Annotated in this window: 14 protein-coding genes; 4 read left to right on the forward strand and 10 right to left on the reverse strand. The window is 39.1% G+C overall.

Features of this window, described 5'->3' with window-relative positions:
* Positions 1–29: 29 nt before the first annotated feature.
* Together HC733_RS15995 and HC733_RS16000 are read right to left on the reverse strand one after the other, a co-directional pair.
* Entirely contained in the window at positions 30–587 is a 558-nt protein-coding gene (locus tag HC733_RS15995; protein WP_190366018.1) for a TFIIB-type zinc ribbon-containing protein, read from the reverse strand.
* 423 nt (positions 588–1010) lie between these two features.
* Positions 1011–1796, reverse strand: a complete 786-nt coding sequence (locus HC733_RS16000; RefSeq protein WP_190366019.1) for a hypothetical protein — start codon at positions 1794–1796, stop codon at positions 1011–1013.
* 382 nt (positions 1797–2178) lie between these two features.
* On the opposite strand from HC733_RS16000, the gene HC733_RS16005 reads away from it, so the two are divergent.
* On the forward strand, positions 2179–3582 hold the full coding sequence (locus tag HC733_RS16005) for a YfcC family protein (protein WP_190366020.1): 1404 nt from the start codon (positions 2179–2181) through the stop codon (positions 3580–3582).
* 72 nt (positions 3583–3654) lie between these two features.
* On the opposite strand, the gene HC733_RS16010 is transcribed toward HC733_RS16005, so the two are convergent.
* The 7 genes from HC733_RS16010 to HC733_RS16040 form a co-directional block, all read right to left on the reverse strand.
* Positions 3655–5403, reverse strand: coding sequence for a PAS domain S-box protein (locus HC733_RS16010; RefSeq protein WP_190366021.1), 1749 nt, complete (start codon positions 5401–5403; stop codon positions 3655–3657).
* 183 nt (positions 5404–5586) lie between these two features.
* Positions 5587–6462 carry an AraC family transcriptional regulator gene (locus HC733_RS16015; RefSeq protein WP_190366022.1) on the reverse strand — a complete coding sequence of 292 codons (876 nt, stop codon included), beginning with the start codon at positions 6460–6462 and terminating at the stop codon, positions 5587–5589.
* 155 nt (positions 6463–6617) lie between these two features.
* Positions 6618–6968 carry an Hpt domain-containing protein gene (locus tag HC733_RS16020; RefSeq protein ID WP_190366023.1) on the reverse strand — a complete coding sequence of 117 codons (351 nt, stop codon included), beginning with the start codon at positions 6966–6968 and terminating at the stop codon, positions 6618–6620.
* Positions 6958–9618, reverse strand: coding sequence for a PAS domain-containing hybrid sensor histidine kinase/response regulator (locus HC733_RS16025; RefSeq protein WP_190366024.1), 2661 nt, complete (start codon positions 9616–9618; stop codon positions 6958–6960). Before HC733_RS16025 ends, HC733_RS16020 begins: the two co-directional genes overlap by 11 nt.
* Before the next feature lie 31 nt (positions 9619–9649).
* Positions 9650–10894 carry a response regulator gene (locus HC733_RS16030; protein ID WP_190366025.1) on the reverse strand — a complete coding sequence of 415 codons (1245 nt, stop codon included), beginning with the start codon at positions 10892–10894 and terminating at the stop codon, positions 9650–9652.
* A 125-nt stretch (positions 10895–11019) separates the two neighbouring features.
* Complete coding sequence (locus HC733_RS16035) at positions 11020–12243, reverse strand: EAL domain-containing response regulator (protein ID WP_190366026.1); 1224 nt, start codon at positions 12241–12243, stop codon at positions 11020–11022.
* A gap of 40 nt (positions 12244–12283) precedes the next feature.
* Positions 12284–17104 carry an ATP-binding protein gene (locus HC733_RS16040; RefSeq protein ID WP_190366027.1) on the reverse strand — a complete coding sequence of 1607 codons (4821 nt, stop codon included), beginning with the start codon at positions 17102–17104 and terminating at the stop codon, positions 12284–12286.
* Positions 17105–17156: 52 nt separating this feature from the next.
* Between HC733_RS16040 and HC733_RS16045 the strand changes: the two genes are divergently transcribed.
* From HC733_RS16045 to HC733_RS16055, 3 genes are all read left to right on the forward strand, one after another.
* A complete protein-coding gene (locus HC733_RS16045) occupies positions 17157–17654 on the forward strand; it encodes a GAF domain-containing protein (protein ID WP_238937582.1) in 498 nt (165 codons plus the stop codon).
* A 134-nt stretch (positions 17655–17788) separates the two neighbouring features.
* On the forward strand, positions 17789–18679 hold the full coding sequence (locus tag HC733_RS16050; RefSeq protein WP_190366029.1) for a cation diffusion facilitator family transporter: 891 nt from the start codon (positions 17789–17791) through the stop codon (positions 18677–18679).
* Positions 18680–18906: 227 nt separating this feature from the next.
* Positions 18907–21645, forward strand: a complete 2739-nt coding sequence (locus tag HC733_RS16055) for a hybrid sensor histidine kinase/response regulator (RefSeq protein WP_342366021.1) — start codon at positions 18907–18909, stop codon at positions 21643–21645.
* Here the strand turns inward: HC733_RS16055 and HC733_RS16060 are convergent.
* On the reverse strand, positions 21642–26147 hold the full coding sequence (locus HC733_RS16060) for an EAL domain-containing protein (RefSeq protein ID WP_190366030.1): 4506 nt from the start codon (positions 26145–26147) through the stop codon (positions 21642–21644). The genes HC733_RS16055 and HC733_RS16060 overlap by 4 nt on opposite strands.
* Positions 26148–26507 lie beyond the last annotated feature (360 nt).

Here is a 26507-nt window from a genome sequence, read left to right on the forward strand (position 1 = left end):
AACACTCATAATAAGCATGTAAATGAGCGTTACCTTTGTGCAGAGTAGGGGTCTTCGGCTAGAAGATAAGCGCGTAAATCAGCTTTTTGCTCTTGAGAGAGCAGCCAAGTGCGGATCTCTTTTACTTTGTCGTATACATCATCGCCAAATTTAGCTCGATAATTGTCAGAAAAACTCTGTTTTGCATTATCTTGTCGGATCCAACGTTGCCAATTGGGGGTTATTACAGCATTGAGACAACCTGCAATGCCCTCTTGTTTTAGCAGCTCCCATTCACCTTTGTCTAGCCATAAACCGCCAGTTGCAGAACTATAGTCAAGTTTGTGCACATGTTCTGCGGTGAGTTTAAACTTGCGCATAAAAGTTCCAGAGATGGGGCACAATAAAGCCATTTTTGTATCCGTAATATCTGATTCTTCAAAGCTTACATCACACCTAAATTGAAATTGAGGATTCCTTTCTTTCCAAGCAACATAGTCTTCTATTAATAGCCAATTTCCATCACAGCAATCACAAGTGTGTGCTCTAAATAAACCATCAATAAAACTAGGTACCAACGCACCGCTGTTACAATTTGTACAATTCATATATCCATTAGCTCAATTATTTTTAATGAAGGTAAAGAAACCGCTATATGTTAACTATTTTAAAGCGTCAGAGCTACAAAAATGCACCTTTTCAATAGTTTGACTACTTTAAATTTACTTATTGAGATTGTGAGCCAAAAAGATATTAAGTTTTAAGGTTTCTAACAGATATTAAGTTTTAAGGTTTCTAACTGCTTTCGAGAGCACTATTTGGTATCGAAAATGTTTTTAAGTAGCTATATGTAAGGTGTTAGACATAAGAATGCCAAATGACTTCCTTGAGGAGAGGTGTCAGAACTGTGCACTTTTTAAACGTAAATCAAAGACAACAGCATGCATTTTTGTTTACTCGCTCTGCTTTTATTTAGAGTTAACAAGCGAGTACCGTTTTAATTAAACGGTACTCGCAACCTCAGAAGAGGCTTATTTAACGATTAAGTCTTCTTCGATAAGATAAATTCCGTTTGGATTGGTCAGACTAAACACTTTCACCGCGAGTGTTTTACCCGCAGCATTTTCACATTCAATCATTTGGTATAAAACCGGCTGACCTGCTTGAGAGTTATCTACAGTTGTGTGCGCTAAAAACACATCGGAATGAAAAGGACCGAAGCGACCTTCGTTATGAAATAGGTTTAATTCTACGCCCCGATTGGACAGTGTGGTGCAGCGTCCATCGTTACTTTGGTTGTTTATACGTAAATGACTATTTACCTTATATGCGCTGTGATAGCCGTAGGTATTGGGTCTATGGACGAAATGGCCTTTAGGCTCTACATCAACTTGCCACTGGATAATCGGTGCACCTGGGATATTAACCAATACTTCGTATTCCTCTCCTTTAGAAGTTGTACAAGATGCTCTCAGTTTCTTATTTTCTGTTAAATACTGCTCAGGTATTTGTGCGGTAGCTTGTTGAATTGATACCTGAGCTGGCACATTGGAAATATTCGCATGGGCAATATGCTCGCCAGTTGAGTGTGCATACACGTTAGCATAACTGCAGTAATCACCTTCACTGCGCGGATGAAGATAAACATTGAGCTCATGGGCAAATTCACTGGTGATAACGGATGTTGCAATTGGTCCTTCGTTATATTCGGTGACACGTTCAAACCCATCGATATCAAATGCTTGATTTGGCAGCGCGAAGCTACTGTTTGAAATGGAAATCGCGATAAGGGTGGCAATGATACTGAACTTTTTCATACAAATGATTCCTTTTGTGTTCATTGTGAAAGTACTGGCTGTTTTGCAAAGGGCCCTTTTAGTTTGCAAACCGATCATAGATACAAATGACAGCGCTGACAATTGTGGTTCAGTTACATATTGTGATTTAAATCAATATTTTATAAATAAGTTTATAGAGTGACTTTTTAATGAATTAATACGGAGGCTGCGTAACTATTTGACAGGTTTTTTCTCTATAAAAGCATTACTGAGTTTGCATGTGTCTTCCAAGTTCATCAAAAGATCTTCCAAAAGTCCCTGAAAGTTCCTTGAAAGTTCCTTAAAAAATAATGAACTTTGAGCCTGTTATCGGTAATATGTCGCCATTTTAAAATGATAATAATATAGAGGCTGTGTTTGTATGGGACAAATGATGAAAGTGCCACATACCTTAATCTTGCTGTTAGGTATGATGGTTGCGGCACTTGTAGCAACTTGGGTGATCCCACAAGGTTTTTTTGATACTGCGACGACGGATTCGGGGCGTCAAATGGTGCTGGCAGGCACTTATCATTTGGCTGAAAATACCAAATTGCTAACGCCATGGGATTTGCTTAAAGCAATACCAAGGGCATTTGCAGCGGCACAGGATGTCATATTCTTTGTGTTGATAGTGGGCGGAGTATTATCTATTGCACGTGCCACAGGTACGGTTGATGCGTTGATTGGCCGTTTGCTAGAAAAACACGGAGATAAGCCACAAAATTTAATATTTATGGTGGTTTTTTGTTTTGCTTTAGCATCTAGTGCTATCGGTACAGCGGGAGAGTATATTCCATTTGTATTGATTTTGGTGGCGTTATGTAAAGCCATGAAGCTAGATGCGATGACGGCGGTGGGTATGATCATCGCAGGTTACGGGATTGGCTATGGCGTGTCTGCATTCAACCCCTTTACGGTTTTAATTGCCCAGCAAATAGCTGATATTCCTGTCTATTCTGGTATTTGGCTTAGATTAGCGATATTTTTGCCTTTTGTGCTAATTGGCTTTCACCATGTCTGGCGTTATACCAAACGTGTTCAAGCAAACCCTGCGCTTTCAATGATGAAGGATGTGGAGTGCCCCTTGGCAGGTCAAGCGCAGCAAAATTATCCTTCGCTTAACAAACGTCATCAGCTCATTTTAATGTCATTTATCGTGACTTTGGCAGTTGCTGTTTGGGGAATAGCTACGCTGCATTGGTATCTCTATGAGCTAGGGGGATTGTTTATTGCTTGGGGTATATTAATTTCTATCTTAGGTAAACTATCAGCCGATGACGCTGCGCACAAGTTCATAGATGGCGTGTCTGATCTTGTTACAACGGCGATTCTTATTGGTGTTGCACGTGGGATTGCATTGATTTTAGAAGATGGACAAATTTTACATACCATAGTTAATGGCTTATCTACACCGCTGTCTTATGTAGCAGCTGAGGTGTCGGCGGTGGGTATGCTACTTATTCAAACATTGCTTAATCTATTTATTCCCTCAGGCTCTGGGCAGGCGTACGTAACGATGCCGTTGATGGTGCCAGTAGGAGATTTAGTTGGAGTACCTCGTCAAGTTGCGGTGCTGGCCTATCAGTTTGGTGATGGATTTTCAAATATGATTGTGCCTACAAATGCGGTCCTTATGGGGATCTTAGGTATGGCGGGCGTACCTTATACACACTGGTTTAGGTTTTGTGTACCATTGATGGTAAAACTCATGCTTGCGGCCAGTACAGTGTTGGTACTTGCGGTTGTATTTGGTTATGGACTAGACGTTCAGCCCCAATTGTAAAAAATCTAAGCACTTTTGCTGGCTGATTATAGCTCGCAAAAGTGCTCAAGGATTTAATAGAATGGTTGTTAATTAATCTTCACCGGAAAGGTAAGTAGCAAGCTGTTCAACATGTTTTTTTGTCTCGTCTATCAAAGAGGTTATCTGTTCTGCTGAATCAGTGGAGCTTTGCGCCAAGTTTCTCACTTCATCTGCAACGACAGCGAAGCCGCGACCCGCTTCACCGGCGCGAGCCGCTTCTATGGCAGCATTTAATGCAAGTAAGTTTGTTTGGTTGGAGATATTATTAATAGACTGAACGATAGTACTAATTCTATCCAGTACCTGTGACATAGCTGAATGAGTTTGAGTTATCACTTTGTTTTTGCTTGAAACGTCTTCCGCATAAATTAAAACACTGGCTACATTGTCCTCCATATCTTTAATCGGTGTGGCGACGATATCTAGTCTGACTTGCTTATCTTGATAGTGCAGTGTTAATTCATTTTTAACGGTTTTACCTTGCATTAGCTCATCCCAATCTTGGGTCGGAAATTGTTGCTGCAAGTTGCCTACTTGATTGCTAAGTTGCTCGGTTGAACTGACTGAAAAAAGCGTTAATGTTAGCTGATTTGCTGAGGTTATAGTGCCTTTGTTATCTAGCTCTATTACAAGGTTTGATTGCTCTATTGCTGCCATTTTTATGTCAGACTCGAGTGAGCGTTTTTTGGTCTCATCAATGTTGGCTTGTACCGCAACAAAATTTGTTAATTCGCCTTTGTCATTCAGCACCGGGTCAATGGCTAGTGAGATCCAGTATGGATTACCTGATTTATCATAATTTAAAATCTCTTCATAAAAAGGTTGTTGAGCACGCAGTTTTTCAGCGATTCGGGCAACGGTTTGTGGGTTAGTATATTCGCCTTGCAGTAAATCTCCTGGCTTTTTACCCAATACTTCTTCTTGTGTGTAGCCTGTCATCTCAACAAAGCCATTATTGACGTATTCAATTTGACCTAGGTGGTTGGAGATCACCACAGAGTTACTGGTGTTGTTGGCCACTAATGAGAGTTTTTCAAACGATTTTTTGGCGTGGTATTGCTCAGTTACATCTTTGATAAAAGCGGTATAGAGTACTCGGCTCTCTAGTTCAATTTTCGATAGTGACAAGGCTACCCAAATGGCGCGTCCGTCAAATGTGTTAGTTGGAAGCTCGATAGAGGTACCAACAACTCGATTTTGACCTGAGGTGCGGTTGCGATTCACATAACTATCATGATTGGGTTGGATATCTTTAGGTACTAGTATCTTTACATTTTTGCCCATGATGTCTGACTTGCTGCAATGCCAAATTTTTTCTGCGGCAGAATTAAAAAAGATAATATTATTATTTTCATCTATCGTGACAACGCCATCCACACATTGCTCTAGCGTTTGATCTATGATGGTTTGTGCGTCTTTCTGTTGTGTAATATCGCGTACTATAGCGGAATAAAGGCGCTGTTTGCCTAAATCAATTTTTGACAAAGATAGACTTATGGTTTTTCGACCACCAGATTTCGGTTCAACGAATAACTCTAATGTTTGACCGACGAGCTTATCGTCACCGGCATGTCGATGTCGATTTACATGTTCATCGTGGTTCGTTCTAAACTCAGCAGGCACAAGCATTTTGACATTCTGTCCAAGTACCTCTTCGGCACTGTATCCCCAGATCTTTTCTGCGGCGTCATTGTAATAAACTACTGAGTTTGTATCGTCTATTACCACAACACCGTCTATAGAAGCATCGAGCACACTTTTATACAACTTTGATACATCAGACTGAAACCAATTGAACATATTTACCTCCCACTTGTGTGAGATATCTTACGTAAAGTGCGAGTTTTCCGATTTATAGTTGGCAAATAAAATAAAGCGAAGTTCAGGTAAGTTAAGTAAATCGCTAAATATATGGTTCTGGAGATTTAAAAAACGCAGCGCTGGAAAAGAAAAAGTGCGCTGTGTTAACACAGCGCAGCTAGATTATTTAACTAAGCAGTTAATGCGGGTCAGTAACTCTGATGGAGGAGTTTGCCTTACATCATTTAGGTATTCTTCAAATGGTGGAAAGTCTGCCAACTCTACTTGGTTATCAGGTATCCACTGACCAAATAGCCAATCATAGGGCTTGTCTAATTCTGTGTAGTCACCTTTGAACAGGACACTCAGGGCCGCACCTTCTGGTAATTCAACAATTTGTAGCTGCTCATCGGGTAGTTCAATGTTCGCATCGTCAATGCTCATGCATGCCATTGATCTTAATTGGTCTTTGTCTACGGTTTTAGGATCGTCGTAATAAATACCAAACGAGCGCGAATGCTCGTTGAGCAACCCCGCACTACCGGCTAGCATACCAAGCTTTTCAAATGCTTGACCTATTTGCATGTAATCTCCTTGATGAGGTAATGCAACTAAAGTTAAGGCTTCACTGTGAATACGTTCTACGTTATACATCTGGTTATACTCCTTTGGATGAGTTGGATAAAACACAGATCGTTCAAGTTCTTTGGCGCTACGAAGCTGGCGATATTGGTTAGGGGTTTCGCCATAGTGTTTTGTAAAAGCTCTATTGAAAGCTTCGACACTGGCATATTTTACCTGCTTAGCGATGTCTGCCTGACTTAAACTACTGTGCAGTAACAGTGTTGCCGCTTTAAACAAACGCATTCTTCTAACTGTTGAGTTAATGGTTTCGCCTGTAAACTCTCGATAAATACGATGAAAATGATAGGCAGACATATTTGCAAGCTCTGCTAGAGAGTTAACATCCAGTTCCATATCAAGGTGCTCGTATAGATAATCAATCACTTTGAGTAATCTTTGCCTATAGCTGTGTTTGGTCGTATTTTTGAGAGTCATAGCGTATCCTTTGAAGCAAATTTATTGGTACAACATCTTACCTAATAAAATTCATGTTCGTTATAGTGACAACGCAGACAATGTATCGCAGGTGCAATTGATAATGTTTGCTAACTTTAAAATTGCATGGCTAAATTAGTGGACTGGGTTTTCTGCTAACTATTGCAAGCTCGAAAAACATTTTTAATTTCATTGCTTAAAGACTCGATATAGGCTCTGCATTTTTGTTTTTCTAAATCTAAGGCTGCATCCTCTAACTCTTGTAAAAAGTATGCACAGCGTTCAGCACCTATGGCTTTAGCCGAAGTTTTCAAATAATGGGCCTCTTCTTTTATTTCCTTTAACTTGTCTTGTCGGTAATGGTCCGCAATTTTTTGCAAACTGCCTTTTGCTTGCACTAAAAACTGTTGCCTAAAGCTATTGATCTCTTCAAGATCGTCGCCTAACAGTTCCAACATGACATCTTCATTCAACGTTTGAAGATTTTCTAAAGCGCTAATTTCCATACCATCTCTCTAGTGCGTTTTTAAACTTGGCCAATGTAACTGGCTTACTGATGAAGTCAGACATGCCAACCGACAAGCAATACTCTTGATCTCCTTTCATTGCCGCTCCTGTAACAGCAATAATTGGGATCGCTTGTTTTTTATCCTTATCTTCTATTTTTCGAATTTGTCGTGTTAACTCAAACCCGTCCATACCAGGCATATGGCAATCCGTTAAAACTAGCGCATAATCTCCGCTTTGCCACATTTTTAAACCCTGTATTCCATCTGATGCCAATTCACAATTGTAGCCTAGCCTAGACAGTTGTTTTACCATAAGCTTTTGATTAAATTCATTATCCTCAACTATTAGCAGAGGGAGTTCATGCTCGGTAGTATTACTTGGTGCTAAGCTTGTATCTAAATCTACAACAAAGTCATCTTCTATTAATTCCTCTGATGCGGTGCTCGTTTGCTCTTTTAATTGAGTTAAATACTTCTCAAGGGTAAAGAAGGTGAGAGTGTCTATATCTAGCTTAAATACACCTTTAAAGCGCTCTTTTACCTGACTCAATATATCTTGCTGATATAAAATTAAGAGTTTGTGAGTAATGATGGATTTTGCATCTAACTCATGGATGTCAGTCATATTCTCAATCATAAGTATATCTAAGCAATGACTACCTGTGCTTTTAGTCGATAATTGGCTAATCGGTTGTTGTGTGACGTTATCGCAATAGAATGACAGCCTCTCTAGAATGTGCTCACAGCGAGCTCCATCATGTATGTTTGAGTAAACGTTGATACACGGATATAACAGGGTTTTTTGCCGAGTCTTAAAGTTCCAAATAGGGATGTTAACAGTAAACTCGCTACCAACGCTTACCTCACTGTTAACAACGATTCCTCCTCCCATTAGCTCGACTAATCTACCACAAATAGCGAGTCCTAGACCTGTTCCCCCAAAGCGACGAGTGGTACTTTTGTCAGCTTGAGTAAAAGGAGTGAACAGCTTTTTTAATGTATCTTCGTCAATGCCTATACCATCGTCTTTTACCACTATCACAAGTTTGCTAACTAGGCTGTTAATTTTTACGCACGACAATTCTATCGATACAAGGCCACTATCTTTTGAGTCATTCACACTGAACTTTATTGCATTACTAACCAGGTTGAACATCACCTGCCGAATACGGTTTTCATCTCCGTTCAACACAGATGGCATATCTTTGGCTTCAATTACTTTTAATTTAACGCCTTTTTGTTCTGCAATTGGACCAAAGATAACAATGATGTTGTTGAGCATTTTCGATACATCAAAATCGTAGCAATCAAGCTCTAATTTACCTGCTTCTATTTTGTTGATATCAAGTATGTCGTTTAAAATAGACACTAAATTATTGGCGGCGATTGCGGCGGTATCTAGCAACTCTTGTTCTTCAAAGCTATTGTCTTGATGGGTTAGTAAGTCTAAGGCCCCTATGATTGCATTCATCGGTGTTCTTAACTCATGACTCATCATTGATAAAAACTCAGATTTAGATTGGCTGGCCATTTCCGCGTGTCTTACGGCTTGATTTAATTCTGCGGTTCTGGATTTTACTTTTGCTTCGAGGAGTAAATTAGACTCTTCAAGTTTAGTTCTCGCTTCATAAATGGATGTATGGTCAATAATTACGCCGTCTAAAAATGTCGTACCGCTCGCACTATCTGTGCTTAACACACCTTTTGCATATATATAAATGCTTTCACCATTTTGTAATATACATCTGTATTCGCGTTCAAAATCTAGGTTTGCATTAAATGAATGTTCGATGGCTGCTTTTACTGACGTGACATCGTGAGGATGTATATGGCTTATCCAGCTGTCTAAATCACCGTGGTTTTCCTTTAAAGGGAGGTGAAGTAATTTGCATGTTTGGTCATCCCATCGAAAATACAAGCTTTGACTGTTTCTTGTTGCACTCCAAGTACCAATTCGTCCACCTTCTAGTGCTCTGCGTCTTCTCTCATTTTGCTCGTATAATTTGCAGTTCAATACCTGAGAATAAACATTTCTTTTTAAAATTCCTTTTAAGATATCTGGTGTTGATTCGTCTTGTAGACCTTGGCAAATAAATTGTATTGTGGATGAATCTAAAGAGTGCTCTGTACGAACTTCTAAGCAGAATGGTTTTTTGTCTAAATTCGCTTCTTTGAATGTTTTTAAAACAAGGGCTTTATCCGTTTCGCGAAAACTATTTACTATCTTATCTATCGGGACCGCAGTTTTTTGCTCCAACGCTAGCAGTGCTGCACAGGTATTAGAAAGTTGAAATGTTTTTTCTGAGATGTTGTACATCCAACTGCCGGTCACATAATTTGGGGATTTTTCAGAATTCACGCTAACCGCTTGATCAAGGACCATCAGTAAATAGGTCGTTTGCTCTTGAGGTAGAATCGCAATGTTAACCTGTTTGTTACTTATCGTCGCAGGCTGAGTTTGATTGAGCCATTGGCCACTTAAGCTTTGTGAAATTTCGTTATTAAAGTTGATGTATTGTTTTATTGAAGTTGTTTTTAGCTCATCTATGTTTTTATTGAATAAAGTAACAGCTGCATCATTTAGGTCTAATATGGTCAGACTATGAGATACCAATACAGCGGGAGTTTTGGTGATATCAAATTTCATAGTAAACCTCAGTTAAGCTAGTGAAATTACGCTAATGAGTGAGATTGCACTTTTCTACAGCTTTTAAAATGGACTGCTTGGTAGACGGTTTAGCAATATAGGCTGCAAGTCCAAGGGAAGCCCATTTGCGAATCAACTCTTTGTTCTTGTTACTTGTTAAGGCAATAATAGGAATACTTTTGCAATTAGGGATATTACGAATATTTTTTGTGGTGTTATAGCCATCTAGTTCGGGCATAAATAAATCCATAAAAATCAAATCGTATTTATGTTTTCTCAGCATTTTTATTGCAGTAAGGCCGCTGCCGACACTTTCTACTTCATGACCCTCGTCTCTGAGGATTTTACTTATCATTTCTCTATATATTTCATTATCTTCCACGACCATTATTTTCGAGTTTCTCAGTTGCTTTTCTGAGCGAGCCATATTGTCGCCGTTTGCTAAGGGTAAGTCTAAAAAGCCATCATTCTTGCTGTGGGCTTCTTTTTTGGGCTCTGGTTTGGCCTCTCTAAGTTGGGAAGCATGTTGGCTGGTGTGAGGTATAGATTTTTCAGTTAATAAAGCGGATAGCTCAGCAACGGAAAATTGCTTGCTTTTCAGCCTTTTTGTTAGTTCAGCAACGCTGTCTGCAAGTTGCGATTCGAGTTTGTCTAGTAAGGGGTCAATATGTTTTGCTTTAAGGTCTTGGATCAATGCAGTTTGTACTTCATTTATCCCTGCTGCTTGATCTAAGTTTTCTCGGGCGTCTTTTAATGTTTGTTCTGCAGATTGATGATACTCAGCTGCATCGTCTATTAATTGCTTGAGGTCTTCATCTATTCTGCCAAAATGCTCCTCTCTTATTTGTGTAATATCATGCGCCTCTTTACTACGTAACAAGGCATTGTGCAAAATCATACGTAAGCGATAGTTTTCATACATAGGTTTGTAAATGAAGTAGTCTCTGAAAATATTTTTCATACAACACCTAAAACCGATGCCAGATTCTCTGTTTTCGCATAATAGGATGTTTTCGTGAGGGTAATCTAAAGTGCCTTCCTTAGCCAAGCGGCTATAAAGCTCAACACTTTTGCTAACTGTTGACATGGCGATGATAATAACCAGCGGGGTTGAGTCTACGATGACTTCGTGCATATCACTAAAGTTGTTCAGTGTTCTAAAAGCAGTGATTTGAGATGATATCACTTCAGTTACGCCGGCAAGCTCTTCTACATCATCACACAAAAGAACGACTTTTGGGTGGCGCTCTACATGTTCAACTTCTTTACGCGTCATGTGTCACTTCCTAGTTCTCATGGTCATAAAAACTCGCTCTACCTTTGCTCTTACTCAACTAAACAGGGCAGATACTTTTGTCGTTTTATAAATTAAATATAATCGCTAATTCCTCAATTACACATCTAACCTCTTAACACACTTTGGCTTTTCCTTTGACTATAGCTAGATTGTTGCTCCAACGTTTTTAAAAATTGCACCTTTTCTAAAGGTAGCGCAAAGAGATAACCTTGCCCGTAGTCAATTTTGTAATTATGTAAAAAGTTCAGATCCTGTTGTTGTTCAATACCTTCTGCTACTACTTTTAGATTGAGCTTTTGAGCCAATGCAACTGTGGCTTCAATAATAGCTTGTTTATCAGAATCTATTGCACAATCATGAATAAAACATCTATCTAACTTTAGTTCACAAAAAGGAATTTGGCTTAATTGTTTTATTGAAGAATAGCCTGTACCAAAGTCGTCTATGGCTAACGAAAAGCCTTTCAATCGAAGCCTTAGCAACACATCGAGCGATTGAGCTAAGTTTTCAATTAACAGACTTTCGGTAACTTCAAACATAATCATGCTAGGAGGCACATTGTAGCTATTAGCCAAATCTGCCAGTCGCTCTGGCAATTGCAGGTCTTCTAAGTTTTTTACGCTCAAGTTAATGTTGAAGGTGAGCTCTTGTAAAAGACTGAAGTGCTGTTCGATGAATTCGAACGCTTCATTGACTACAAAAATGGAGAAGTCATGCACCAAGTCAGAATGTTCAATAAGATCAATGAAGTAATATGGTGATAGTGTGCCAAACTCTGGGTGATTCCATCTAACCAAAAATTCTGCACCGACAACTTCCTCATTTAATAAAGAAACTTTGGGTTGAAGATACAAGCACATTTGCTTGTCATCGATAGCATGTTGCAGCTCGTCAACTTGAAATGAGTGGGGCTGGAGATTAGACGCTTGTCTGTGACACAGGCTAAATAACGACTCCATTAATTGCTTGATTTGGCCTGCGGTAACCGGTTTATCAATGCCTGTAATGACGTTAAGGTTTCTTAACTGTGCGAGATTTTTTGCCATTTTTATTATTGTGTTGTCTTCACCGCTGAGCAGAACGATAGACGAACTGATATTTAAATCAGATAAATGGCGAAGAACCTCTATGCCATCCATTTGTGGCATGTTGAGATCCAAAAATATGAGGTCAGCCTCGTTGTCTTTAACATGCTGCAGGGCATCAGGGCCATTAGTAAACCCTGAAAAATGGATGTCATATGACTGCGATAACAAGAGTTTTAGCTGTGTTAATATTAACCCATTGTCATCTATCGCAATTACTTTCAATGATTTATCGGCATTCATTTTGTAGCCTTTTATTCACGTACAGAAGCTTGCTTAAATATCAATGCAAGTCGCTAAGACTTAGTATAGATGTAATTTCAGAACATACATCATTGAATTGAGATGCACAGTGGGGAAGTATGCTTGCGATTTCATCGGCATGTTGCTCTTTTGCTGCTTGCTCTAATTTTAGGTATAAATCGGCCAGATCTACCGCACCAATAGCCTTAGCGGAAGACTTGAGCTGGTGAGCTAGGCTTCGAACCAATGCGATATCGGCTGGGCTCTTATGCAGTTTGTCCATTATGGGGTTGGAGTCGTTAATAAAACTTTCCAAAAATACCCGTTGTATTTGCTTGTCATCCCCAACATAAGTTGACAGCAGAGATAAGTCTAACAAGTTTCCGTTGTGATTTTTAGCCTGACTGTCGGTTGTAGTAGGAGGCATGTTGTTGACCGTTATGGGGGAAGGCATCCATTTGAGTAGCAAGTTTTTAAGATAGGCTAATTCAATAGGCTTGGAGATATAATCACTCATACCACAAGCGATACATTTTTCTCTTTCGCCACTGAGAGCGTTAGCGGTGGCAGCGATAATTGGGATCTCTTTTTGCACTACGTTTTGCTTTTCAAGCGCTCGATACTTTTTGGTAAATGTGTAGCCATCCATAATAGGCATATGGCAATCAGTAATAATTAGCGCAAATGAATGAGTCGCGATAAATTCAAGTGCCATTTTTCCATGCTCAGCAATCATGCATTGATAACCGAGGAGGCTCAACTGGCGTCTAAATACTTCTTGATTATATGTGTTGTCTTCAACTACCAAAATTAACTGATCGCTTTGTTGCGCTTGCTCAATGGTAGGTAACGCTAGCTCACTGTTATTAACCACGTGAGCAAGCGGTATATCAGGGCTGATAATTCCTTCTTTTATGGCTATATGCTCAATTACTTTGAAGCTGTAATAGGGGTTGTAGTATATAGGTTCAAAGCAATTTTCAGTGGGGAGTGGCACTGTAAAGTTATCGCTTACCAAAATGATGTAACATGTTTTATTGTTGTTTGGTTCAAATTGATAGTTGGCGGTGACTATCTGTTGATAGCGTTCTAAAGTCACAATCACATAGTCAACATTTAAAGCATGGATATTGGTGTCATTTATGTTGATCCAGTTAACCACTTTGCTTTTGGCACCATGTGCGATTAGGTTTGTATGCAAGTCCTGTTCAAAAATATCTCCATCACCGAGTATGCAGACACTCACATTTTTAAAAACAATCTCGATCTCGTGTTCGCTCTGAATAGCGCTTTTACTGCAAGGAAGCGTAACCTTAAATGTGCTACCGATATTTTCACTGCTTTGACAGATGATTGACCCTTGCATCATGGTAACAAGCTTTTGAGTAATGGATAACCCTAAGCCCGTACCGCCGTATTCACGTTGAATGCTGCTGTCAGCCTGGGTAAATGGTTTGAAAAGCGACTGCTGTTGCTCATCAGTCATGCCTTTACCATTATCTGTGACAGAAATATCAAGTTGGTTTTGATCTAGTTGCGATACCGAAAACTTGATTTCGATGACGCCAATTTTACTGGATGATGTCTTGGTAAATTTGACCGCATTACCGATGAGGTTAAGTAAAATCTGCCTGATCCTTGTTGGGTCTCCTAGTTGCCAGTAGCCTAGATCAGGGTCAAACATAAAATACATTTGTAGGTTTTTTTCTTTTACTTGGTGGGATAGAAGCTCCGCGATTTCTTTAACAACACTACGCCAGTTAAACGGCACTCTATCGATTATCATTTTACCGGCCTCAATTTTTGAAAAATCGAGAATATCATTAATGATTCTCAGTAGCATGAGCGCTGAGTTTTTTGCAACAGAAGTTAAGTGGCTCTGTTCTTGAGATAGCTTACTTTGATTGAGTAAATCAAGCACACCGACTACACCATTCATCGGCGTTCTGATCTCGTGGCTCATGGTAGCTAAAAAACGAGACTTGGCGTCGTTGGCAAGTTCGGCTTTGGCTTTGGCATCTTCTAACTGGAACGCATCTTGTTTTCTTTGCGTGATATCGTGCTGGTACATCAATATCGACTTGCCATTAAGTGTTTCGATTGTAGTAATGATGACTTCGAACCATATTGGCCCTTCGGTGATGGCGTATTCGCACTCAAGCTCAGCTAAATAATTATCCTGAAACTTTGCTTCTCTAAGGGCATCAATCAAGGGTTTCTTTTTAACGAGCGGCAATGTGTTTATAGCATCAAGACAGTCATCGCCTACATTAAAAAATGTGTTTAAAAATAGTCCGCCACTAAATTGGTCAGCGTGTTGAGTTTTAAACCAGTATTGATTAACTAAGGTTATTTTTGCTTGAGAGTCCAGCAACAAAATAAATGCAGGTATGCTATCGAGGGTCTGCTGTAGCAAGCGTTCAGTCTCTTTATTTTCTTTTAAGGCTATTTCTAACGCAATTCGCTGCTGGTCTGCTTCTTCCATTTTGGCAAGGGCTGCTTCACGCGCTGCTCTTAGAGCTGCTTGTTGCCTTTGTTGGCGATTTTGCTCCATTACTAATAAAGTGACATTTTTTATAATACCCACAAGCGTTTTGTTTGTGGGGTCGTGTTTGTCTTGTTCGGATAGCTGCCAATTTGCAGCAAAACCAACATGGGTAATATAGGGCAAGTTCTGTGTTGTGAGTTGCAGCGTGATTGATTTTAGGCTGTTGTGGTCTTTTATCGCTTGCAATAATAGGTGGCGGTTTGGTGGCGCTATCAGCCGAAGTAAGCTGCGAGCAGGGTAGTGACGTGTTTCGCTAGGCAGATTTAACATGTTGGAAAGTTCTTTTGAAACATCAACATGTGAACTACCATAGCGCCATTCCCACGACCCCATGCTGGCCATTTTTTGAGCATTGTTAAGCTGGATTTTATCTTTTTCTAACTGTTGCTCTGAGCGCGCAAGCTGCACAAAGGCTTTATTTTGCACTCGGTATGCAATGAGTAATATGGCACCACCCAGTGAAAGCAAAATGAGCAACTGAATAGTAAACTCCTGCTGTACACTCTGTATCACCGCATTAATTGACGCGATTTCTTGTTCTGCGCCGATCCCGATATCCAGTGCGTTATCCCAAACCAGCACTCCCAATACTTTCTTACCCAAGTAGTTATTGTATTGCCTTTGAGTCATTGGGTTTAATAATGGCTCAACTGAAGCTACAAGGCTATCTTCGTTTGATTGCTGTTGATTGATATAGGCACTTCTGTGGGTGATGATGTTCTGATTATCAAAATAAATAATGTTCGAGTCAGAATCTAAAAATGGTGATTTAAGTATAGATATCAAAGGTGTAAGGTCATCCAAAGAGTACCATATTTGATAGGGTAAAGCGCCGTATTCGTTGGCCAGTTGGGTTGCAAAGTGCGTACTTAATTTATTGTTAGTAAAAACGGTAGTTACAATAACTTTCCCTTGCTCGGCGAGGTTTTGTCGGTGTTTGGTTTGCTCAAGTGCAAGCTCCAATCTTTCGTTGCCATTGAGCAGCCATGTTTGCTTTTGCGTATCGTAAATAGCAAAGTTAGGGTTAGTGAGATTGCGTAATAGCGTTGTTGAGTCTTCTAGCTGCGCTTGTGTCAGAGTAAAAAGTGTGGATTGCATAGATGCTAAAGCGTTTTTTGCTGGTTGATACCAAATAGCCTTGACACTTTTTAGTGTATGGACTGCGTTGTTTCTTAGCTCAGCAGTTAACTGCAGTTTTAATTGGCCTTCAAGCTCTCTTTGACTGACTTTATGTGCCAGCAGCATGACTAATAAAATTGAAAATAGTACGAATGAGAGCTGCCAATAACTAACGGCATTATATCTTCGTATTTCATTGGGCTTCATTAGTAACCACATAGAGTAGGTCAAAATACCACCAACAACTGTCACTGCAATAAAAGTAATAAAAATAACTTGGCACTTAATCTTTGTGGTACGTATATGGTCGTTTGAAAGCCTTTGGCTATTGCGTATTATTTGAGAGCTAAGGGCTATTAATTCGTTAATATAACCTGTACTTATTTCCCACCACATTGCTGGGGGCATGTGAGCTTGTCCTTGGTTTCTTAAAGTGTTCATTAAGTTCGCCAATTGCGTTTTATCTTCAGAGCTCTCAATTTTCTGGATGCTATCTTTTACCTCTTTGGTTACATCCAAATTTATAAGCAGATGGTTTAAGTTCGCGTGAAGGTAGAAAATATTTGGAATGATTTGATTTTTTTGCGCTTGTGGATTGCTCAGATACACACCAACATTGGCTCGCAGTTTTCCTGCATATTCAATGGTGTTTAATAAGTTTAAATAAATAGACAAATCGGTATAAAAGATGTGACTTTCGTTGTAGCCGACAAAAGTTTTGTGCTTAATCGCCAATACCGTATCAAGTAGTGATTCAATGATTTTAGTGTATTGTGAAAAAGACTGCGTCTTGGTTGTTTGTTGAGCGCCTACTTGCGCCCTTATTGTTTCAACTTGGTGGTAATAATCATTAAGCATCTTTATGGTGTTACCATGTGATGTTACGTAATCTTCCTGATTGTATAAGTTAATGATTTTTTTGAAGTATTGCTCAGTCTCATGTTGATATTTTAATAATAAAGGATGCGTTTGTGATTCGTTGCTGTCATCGAAAATATAGGTTGTGCCTCGCTCTCTTTGTAGTGAAAAGATGATATCTCCAACAAGTAAAAATTGTTCACTGTTGTTTAGTACTTGTTGGTACATTTTAAGATTTTCACTCTCAATATGGTGTTGTTCTAAAATGCTATCTAATATGTAGAAACAGCCTAGTAGCAAGCTAAAGCATAAGAACTTTTTCAAGATTTTTTGCATATTTTTGTCACTAAGTGGCTTTAATAAACTACTATAGAACAAGGTCTATAAATTGCTATTTAACTTCGATATGAAAAAACCCGAAAAGCCAGCAAATGAACCTCTAAGGATTCAAACACTCAATCAACTAGGACTGTTAGACACTGAACCTGATCCTAAACTAGATAGACTGACCGAGTTTGTAGCGCACGTCTTTTGTGTACCTGTAGCTTTAATTAGTTTAGTTGACAGCGAGCGACAGTGGTTCAAGTCAAAAGTTGGTTTGGATGCGTGCGAAACGTCTCGCGATATTTCATTTTGTGGTCATGCTATTTTAGGACCTGATGTTTTTGTTGTACCGAATGCGCTTAAAGATGGGCGCTTTAAAGACAACCCGTTGGTAACGGGACCTCCACATATTCGATTTTATGCAGGTGCCCCATTGGTCCATAAAAATGGCAGTGCATTAGGTACGTTATGCTTAATCGATATAGAGCCTCGCACTTTTGATGAAGATGACATGAAAGTGCTTAGAGAGGTTGCAGATAAAGTCGTTAATGAGTTTGGCTAAAAAGTGGAGGATAACCAAAAATAATCACTCACTTGCAGGTTTTTGGTGCGCCTGTAGTTAAAAATCGTTACAATTGTGACTTTATATCATTACCCTTGCGGTGCTTTTCATTTTTTAAGGTTTTCCATCTGTCGATGACTGACATCACAACTCACCAAGATTCTAGGCGCAGGTTACTGTTAGCGCTTGCTATTACATGTTCGTTTATGGTTATTCAGTTGATTGGCGCGTATTACGCTAATTCGTTGGCTGTACTAGCTGATGCTGGGCACTTATTTGTACACAACAGTTCTTTATTCATTGCTGTTATCGCTTCGAGCATTGCTGTTTATCTTGCTAAAACTTTTAACGATGGTTACAAAAAAGCCGAGTACGTAGGCGGGCTCATTAATGGTATTTTGTATTTGGCTATTTCGGTACTGATAATCGTTGAGGGGGCGCAACGCTTTGTACACCACAACGATGGTCATCAATTAGAGGTAAACTCATACTTGATGTCTGTGATTGCCAGTATAGGCTTTTTATTTCATGGCTTGTCAACATGGGTACTATACAAAGGCCGAAAGGATAGCATTAATGTCTATGCTGTATTTTTACACTCGTTTTTCGACTTATTATCTACCGTATCCACATTTCTTGCGGGGGTCATGATCTACGTAACTGGTTGGGAAATAATTGATGTTATCTCAAGCTTGCTGATTTCAATGTTTGTTTTATTAACCGGCATTAAAGTTGTAAGAAGTTGCATCAATGGACTATTTTTCGCTCGTATCGTGTTACCAAAAATTGCGCATGTGGAAAAAGAGATCCTCAAAACTGAGCACGTTGAGAATGTGCATAACATAACGGTTAGTGAAGTAGATGGCATGTTGGCAATAGGAGCCCACATTGTGTTGAAGCACCATTGTACGATTGAGCTACACGATGCGTCTTGCAGAGTACAAGTTGAAAATGTGTTGAAAAACAGATTCAACGCTAAGCAGTGCGTACTGCAAATTGAGAGCCATCAATGTCCAAATCATTAGATTCAATAAGACTTGTTTTATATATTTAGATACTTGTTTGTCATATTGTGATCAAGCTCGATTTGGGCGCATTAGCAACAAGATAACTAGATGGAGAACAAAGTGGTTTTTTACGCCTAAATTATGCCTAAATAGTTGGCAAGATGAGTATTTTCTTTTACCTTTAAAGGGTTGTTTTTCAGGAATCTCAAGTGCCAAGTTATCTTCACAAATTTATGCCGATACTCTTGACTGTACTTTTAGGTACATTGGGAGGGGCCGCCAATTTATTGCCATTCTTTTTCTTAGATGCATCGGAATTTTTATTTGGGCAACTATTTGTGTTGTTATGCCTGGTGTTATTCGGTTGGCAATATGCGCTTGTTGCCGTGGCAATTGGAGCTGGGTTTATTTTTTATCGCTGGGGGCATAGTTGGCCCTCAATTGTTTTCTTACTTGAAGTTATTTGGCTGCAAGTATTTTGTGTTACAAAAGGCAAACCTTTTTTTGTCAGAGGGGTAGGCTTTTGGTTGTTAATTGGTCTGCCGATCTTGCTGTTTTTTGGCTATTACTTACTGAGTTTACCTAATCTGGTTATTGCCACTGCCTTGGCGAAATACTTTATCAATGCGGCGCTTTATCTCGCCATCATAGATCTTCTAAGCTTCTTTTTTATAAGACATTTATGGCGAGCGCACCCTTTAAACTCCATATTGAATTATACAATTAGCCTGTTGATTGTTTTGGTCGTACTAATTACTTCAATAGTGCTAACTAACAATAGCTATCGAAGGATAGAGTTTGAAGTTCAAGAGCAATTACATACTTCAGCTAATAGCATTAGTACTCAACTGAATGATTACTTACAGTCTTATCGAAGAGCTGTTGTTGGTGCTGCAAAGTCGGTAGAGTTAGGATTAGATGAAAATTCAGTTATTAAATCATTGATAGATTTGCAACCAGACCTTAGAACTGCGATCTTTGCAGACAAAAAAGGGTTAATTACAGCATTTTATCCCAGTGTATTTAATAGTAATCCAGTTACTGAGTCGCTATCCGTTGTTGATAGAGAATATTTTGTGCAAGCACCTTTTTATCCCGACGGTTACGTTTCTTCTATTTTTCAAGGACGCGGTTTCGGCAATGACCTGATTGTAGCTATTTCAGCGCCAGTTTTTGAAGGCGAGCATTTTAAAGGAATTGTTGAAGGGTCACTGTTGTTCGGTTCTTTTTCTCGTTTTCAGCCGAATATTCTAGCCCACACCGGTGATGTGGTTATCTTAGATAATGATAATAAAGTTGTTTATAGCTCATTAGAACAGTCGTTTAATGCACTCGATATTGTTGATTCAAGTATTATTGCGAGTTGGTTTGACAGCGAACAAACATCCTACACAACCAGTACAGGTGAAGTATATTATCGCCACGCGGTGAAAGTAGATGGGCTCAGCTGGAGTGTAGTGACGCTACTGGAAGGCCATGTTATTAGATTAGCGGCAGCTTCTGCATGGATGAAATCTTTGTTACTCGCATTGATAATTATTGTTCTCAGTAGCTTTTTTGTGAGCCAGCTATCACGATTTTTAGTCAAACCCATTAAAGCCCTAAGCGAAGACATAAATCGTTTTGAACCAAATACCATGCTGAAAAACTCTGCGGGAGAAGAAGCCAGTTGTTTGGAGGTGATAGCATTGCAGCAGCATTTCAATCAACTGGCATTTAAATTGACAATGAACTTCTCAAAGCTACAGCTCGCAAATGATGAAAATCAAGAACTTAATAAAAAGCTTACCAATTTCAATCGAGAACTTGAACAACAAGTCAATGAAAAAACAGAAGAGCTTCTAGAGGCAGTTGCTACGGCAAATAATGCTAATAAAGCTAAAAGTCGCTTTCTAGCTAATATGAGTCATGAAATACGCACGCCTATGAATGGCATTATCGGTTTAACGGGGCTCTTACTGGAACAAAAGAAAGGTGACGAAGAAACACTAAAGCAGCTCGATATTGTGAATACTTCTGCAAAAAATTTGTTACTTATACTTAATGATATTCTTGATTACTCTAAGATTGAAGCTGGCGCTTTAGTGCTGGACCTGCATCCAACAGATGTACTTAAAATGTTTGATAGTTTAGCGTCCTTATTCAAACAAGTGGGACTGCGGGAAAATGTTGAGTTTGAGTACCTGTTGTCTCCCAAACTACCTAGGTGCTTACAGATTGACTCGCTGAGAGTTACCCAGATTGTTAATAACTTACTGAATAACGCAAGTAAATTTACGGAGCAAGGGAGGGTGACATTAAAAGTTGATTATGAAAACGACAAACTGATTGTGAGCGTAATAGATACAGGGATTGGGATAAGCCAAAAACAACAGCAACGGTTATTTAAAGAATTCACTCAGTTAGATGTCTCTACGACTCGTCGTTATGGTGGCACTGGATTAGGGCTAACTATTTCAAAGCGTTTAGCCAATTTAATGGAAGGTGACTTGGAGGTTTTGAGTCAAGAAGGACAAGGCAGCTGTTTTACCCTATCGATACCTGCATTGGGTGCTGAGTTGCCGGTTGAAGATAAACTCATTGATATACATCTCGATTTGAGTGATGTAAGTGTATTGCTTGTTGAAGATAATATGGTTAACCAAATCGTGGTGGCAAAAGCACTGCAAAGCACACACTGTATTCTTCACAAAGCGATGGATGGTATTGAGGCGTTGGCATTTTTAAAAGAACATAGCGTTGATATTATTCTGATGGACTGTCAGATGCCTAATATGGATGGGTATGAATGTACTCAAAATATACGAAAAATGCCTAATATCTATGGGCGCCCTTATATCATTGCTATCACTGCCAATGCTTATAATGAAGATCGGCTAAAGTGTTTACAGGTTGGTATGGACGGATTTGTGGCAAAGCCGATAGATAAGGAGCTGTTGTTTAAGGAAATAAAGCAGTGGCAGTCACAAATAAAGTACAATTAATGCATACTTACGCCGATGATATTTTCTAGCTCTTTTGCGCTAACAGGCGTAGAAAAATAATACCCTTGCATTAAGTGGCAACCAAGCTCTTTTAAAAATACGAGCTGTTCTTTGGTTTCTACCCCTTCAGCAATACAAGACATGTGTAAACTTTTCGCCAGCAAGTATATGGTTTTAATGATAGATTTGTTGCTACTTAACTCGTTCATTTTCCGCACAAAACCTTGATCTATCTTGATAATGTCAATCGGGAACTGGTTTAAGTATGTCAGTGATGAGTAACCTGTTCCAAAGTCATCAAGAAGCAAAACAAAACCCGCTCGTTTAAGTTCATGAAGGGAACGTTTGGCTTTTTCGGTATCTTCCATAAGCGAGCTTTCTGTGATCTCTAGGCGCAGTACTTCTGGACCTAGACCAAACGCTCGTAAAATATTTATCAGGTTCTGCGCTATATCTGATTTTAAAATGTGCACTGCAGAAAGATTCAGAGAAAGATAAAAACCTTTATTGCCATCTAATAGCGAGTTTAACTCATATAATGCGCGTTTTAATGCTTGCTCGGTCATCAGTTCTATGAGACCAACTTCTTCAGCAATAGGAATAAAGTCCAGCGGTGAAATGGGCTCGCCTTGATATTTCCACCTCATGAGCAATTCAACACCGACCACTCTGCCACTTATTATGTTCACGATTGGTTGATAGCAGTTGTATATTTCCCCGTCTCTGTAGGCTGTTTTTAAGGCATTTTCCAGCGTTAACTTTCTAGAAAACTGGGAGTTCATTTGACTGGTGAAAAACTTAAAGCCATTTCTTCCTGCTTGTTTAGCATGGATCATAGCGATATCGGCATTTCGAATAAGCATTTCAGGAGATTGAGCGTCAAAAGGGTACATTGCCACACCGATACTTGCTGATATGCTCATAGATATGCCGCCAATTTCGATTTTGTTCGGTAAGCTTTCAAGCAATAAAGTGGCTAGTTCACTGAGTTTATGTGGAGAGTGTACATTTTTAACCAACACTAAAAACTCATCGCCACTTTGACGGCCTAATATACAGTTGTCATTTAGTTTTTGAGAGATCCGCTCGGTGATTTTTATTAATAACTGGTCGCCGGTGTGATGGCCATATGCATCGTTAATTGGTTTAAATTTATCCAGATCAATAAATAGTAATGCACAATATTTACCAGATGATTTTGCATTATGTAGTGCAAATTCTATGTGCTGGAGCATCAAACTTCGATTTGGCAATTTGGTCAATGTATCAAAATTGGCAAGATAACGAAGTTCACTTTCAGCCTGTTTTTGCTCTGTCAAATCTGTTATTACAATAACATAGTGCTCAATCTGCTCTTTGTTTTTTGAGATTGCATTAATACTTAAGTGGATCGGGTGTGCATTTTGATGGGAGGTTTTAACCGTTAATTCTTGTCGAATATTTTGGTTAGGCTCAAGCTCACTCATCCTTTCTAACAAGCTATTGAGTCTATTAAGCCCTACAACATGCGCTAGTTTACGAAATGACAGTTCTTTAATCGCGGTTTCTTCATCTAGTTCAAAGGCTTTACAAAAGCTCGTATTTGCGGAGAGTGGGTTAAGTTCAGCATCTAAAATTAAGATCCAGTCACTCACTTGGCTAAATGCTTCGCCAAGTATCGTAGCGCGTAAATCAACCGCTTTTTGTTCAGTCACGTTAGTATAGATACCCATGACCTTTTGCGGTGCACCTTGTTCATCAAAACTCAGCACTTGACCAATATCATGATACCAAAGCCATGGCTCTGTATTTCCTTTAACACGATATGTGAGTGAAAACTGCTTGTCTTTTGTTGAGTTGAGTATTTGATCCCATACAAATTGCACTCTACTTCGATCTTCTGGATGAATAACTTCAAAGTATCTTTTTAATGGCACCTTATCATCTTTAGATTTACTCAATGAGCAATCTACATTTCTGTTTTGTGTTACCATGTTTGACGTGAGATCGACTTGCCAAACACCGCTTCGAGTAGTATTCAATGCCATTTCTGTCTGTTGTTTACTGACCGTTACCTCATGCAATGCAGCTTCAATTTCTCTGCGTTTGCTGTAACTTTGCCGACCCCATACAAATAGCACTGCAAATCCAGTTACAAAATAAAGCCAAAAAGCTAAAGGAGACGTGAAAATCGAATGCTGCACTTGAAACGGCAAAGTTATAACATCAACGGTTGTGTCGTTTCCCAAGGTTTTTTGCTCAATAGTCAAAGTGTATTGACCAGGCTTTAGCTGATTAAAAAACAGATAGCTTGTTTTTAGGTTGTCAAACTTAATCGCTGTGGGACCTTCTAAGTTAGCACTGTATTCATAAATGGATTGTTTGGAAAAGTCGAAGTTACTGAACTTAATTTTTAATCCCAAATCATCTTGCTGTAGTACCAAGGGATTGTTTTTCAAAAAATAAGGAAAATATTCTAACTCTCTCGTCATCAAGCTAATATCGGTGATTGAAAGCTTTACATCGGTGTTTTGTGTTGTAATGAAGTCTTCAGGAGAAAACCAGACCATGCCACTGATTGTACCAAATGCAAGTTTCCCATTTTCAATTATGGCACTTGCATTGGCATTAAATTCTCCATTAGGAAGTCCATGATTAGTATCAAACTTTTTGATTTGCTTGGTTTTAATATTGAATTGAATCAGTCCAGATTGGCTGCTTACCCATAAGTTACCGAAGTTATCGGATTGTATCTGATATAGCGTTTGAGAGCCGTCACCTGTTGAGGTATCAACTTTGAACTTGACTGATAAGTCTTTAGCGTCAAGAGCAACAATTCCTTCGATAGAGCTTGCGAGCCAAATTGTACTATCTGGCGTCGCTACCCAACTATCAATCACGGAGAAACGTTCTGAGTCTTGTTTTACGAATTCATAGATTGTACTGATAGTGCCTGTCTCTTCGTTATAACTAATAAGGTGTTGCTCTGTACTAAGAAGGTATTCATTTGGCCTTGAGGGTAGCGGTGGCAGAAACTTATAGGCAGTATCAATATCTAATTGTTGGGTTAAGTGAGTTAATGGTTTCACTTGTTGGGATTTCACATCGTAGACAAAAAATCCATCTCTACTGATAAAAGCAATATTTTGCTCATCTAATAAGCAAGATCCCCAGTTGATTGTTTCGAAGGGGTTCGTCATTAGTTTAGATTGTAATGGCGGTAGTCTGGTTTCACCGCTGTGTTTATTCAACAGCAGTAAACCGGTTAAGGTTTCCAAAAACAATTCATCTGACGGGAGGCTGTTAGGCTCTATTATTTTGTACACGGCATTGGTCGCGTAGGCCGCTTTAGGGTCAACATTTTTATAATAGTGTTTTGGGTTGTCATCAGAAAGCGAGCTGAACCTTAACACTCCATTGTCAGTACCTAGCCATATCTCCCCTTGAGAGCCTTGATGTATAGACCATATATTATTGTTATTAATAGTCTCATTGGTTGCTTTGAGCGCTTTGAAACGTAATGATGTCATTGGCCAGTAATAGGCACCTTGATTTAATGTAGCCATCCAGATGTTACTGTGTTTATCAAACATTAAATCAGTAACACTTGTTTGAGATAACGCATATTTGCTCTGTTGTAGTGACATCAGTTTTTCGGCTGATTTTTTACTGCGATTTATTTTATAAACACCCAACTCGGTGGCGATTAGTTCTCCGTAAGGAGTAATTTCATGATCCCAAATATTGAGTTCTGGCACTAAGGTATATGTGGCATTTAATTGCAGTAAGTGATTGTTTACCGGTATTATATACAAACCTTGCACTGTGCCTACAAGTAGTCCAATTGCGGGGTCAAGTCTAAGCAGTTTTATATTGTTATTGAGACTGGTTTGAGCTTGCGGATCTAAAAACTCTTGTTTTAAAAGCTGTAACGACTCGAGATTTAATACAAATAGCCCTTGGTTTGTCCCCATCACTAATTGCTTATCTATTTTTAGCAATGATCTGATATAACTATGATTTTCAAGCGTAGAGACTAATTTTGAGCGTTTGGTTGATAAGTCTATTTGATATAGGAAATTATCTATGCCTGCATATACCGAGTTACCTATTTTTATAGCCGCAGTGACTTCAGAAAAAGCATTGGTGCTGGTTATTAACCTGCCAGAATAGATCTGCTCAATTTTGAGCGTGTTTACGTCTAAAAGGTAAGCGCCACTAAAAGCCGTTGAGATAAACAAAGTATCTTCATCAAGTAATTTTAATAGCGAGATGTGCTTTGTTGATAAGTTTACGGGTTCCTTTACTATTGCAACAAGGTCGCCATCATAGCGGTTTAACCCTAAGTGCGTACCAATCCATACGTAGCCATACTTATCTTGAACAATGTTACTTATACTTGCTTGAGATAAGCCTTCTTCAGTAGACAGGCGGTTAACCGTATTGCTGTTAAGTGCAATTGCATTACCTTGAAAAACAAGCAGTAAGCAAAAAAATATAATAAGCACACAGCTTCGATGCATTTAATAGCCCTTTGTGGTTTATTTAACTTTTAGCGCTGTCTCCTGACATCTATCCGCATTGTGGCATTGACGGGTAAGGTAAATCCATTTGTGATTACAAAGTAGGCCAAACCAATAATTTAACACGGTATTTATATTTAATTCCACTGCAGTTAAAGTTTCTGCAGCAGGAACGTCAGAGAGAGTCTGCATTCTTTTCCCTTATATACACTTTAGTATAGTTTGATATAGATGACATGAGAGAGCTGGACCCCATTGGTTGGACACATAAGCTAACTTTTTAAGTGGTTGATCCAGTCATGCCGCGTATCTTTGCTTACCGAAGTAAACTTCATCAGGTGTTAGTTCGTTTAGCCCTTG

It is taken from the genome of Pseudoalteromonas sp. S16_S37 (assembly GCF_014694405.1).
Classification (GTDB): domain Bacteria; phylum Pseudomonadota; class Gammaproteobacteria; order Enterobacterales; family Alteromonadaceae; genus Pseudoalteromonas.

What these genes read in the sequence shown, in the direction of transcription:
- HC733_RS15995 (WP_190366018.1), bottom strand. Translation starts at nt 587, where the DNA reads ATGAATTGTACAAATTGTAACAGCGGTGCGTTGGTACCTAGTTTTATT.
- HC733_RS16000 (WP_190366019.1), bottom strand. Translation starts at nt 1,796, where the DNA reads ATGAAAAAGTTCAGTATCATTGCCACCCTTATCGCGATTTCCATTTCA.
- HC733_RS16005 (WP_190366020.1), top strand. Translation starts at nt 2,179, where the DNA reads ATGGGACAAATGATGAAAGTGCCACATACCTTAATCTTGCTGTTAGGT.
- HC733_RS16010 (WP_190366021.1), bottom strand. Translation starts at nt 5,403, where the DNA reads ATGTTCAATTGGTTTCAGTCTGATGTATCAAAGTTGTATAAAAGTGTG.
- HC733_RS16015 (WP_190366022.1), bottom strand. Translation starts at nt 6,462, where the DNA reads ATGACTCTCAAAAATACGACCAAACACAGCTATAGGCAAAGATTACTC.
- HC733_RS16020 (WP_190366023.1), bottom strand. Translation starts at nt 6,968, where the DNA reads ATGGAAATTAGCGCTTTAGAAAATCTTCAAACGTTGAATGAAGATGTC.
- HC733_RS16025 (WP_190366024.1), bottom strand. Translation starts at nt 9,618, where the DNA reads ATGAAATTTGATATCACCAAAACTCCCGCTGTATTGGTATCTCATAGT.
- HC733_RS16030 (WP_190366025.1), bottom strand. Translation starts at nt 10,894, where the DNA reads ATGACGCGTAAAGAAGTTGAACATGTAGAGCGCCACCCAAAAGTCGTT.
- HC733_RS16035 (WP_190366026.1), bottom strand. Translation starts at nt 12,243, where the DNA reads ATGAATGCCGATAAATCATTGAAAGTAATTGCGATAGATGACAATGGG.
- HC733_RS16040 (WP_190366027.1), bottom strand. Translation starts at nt 17,104, where the DNA reads ATGCAAAAAATCTTGAAAAAGTTCTTATGCTTTAGCTTGCTACTAGGC.
- HC733_RS16050 (WP_190366029.1), top strand. Translation starts at nt 17,789, where the DNA reads ATGACTGACATCACAACTCACCAAGATTCTAGGCGCAGGTTACTGTTA.
- HC733_RS16060 (WP_190366030.1), bottom strand. Translation starts at nt 26,147, where the DNA reads ATGCATCGAAGCTGTGTGCTTATTATATTTTTTTGCTTACTGCTTGTT.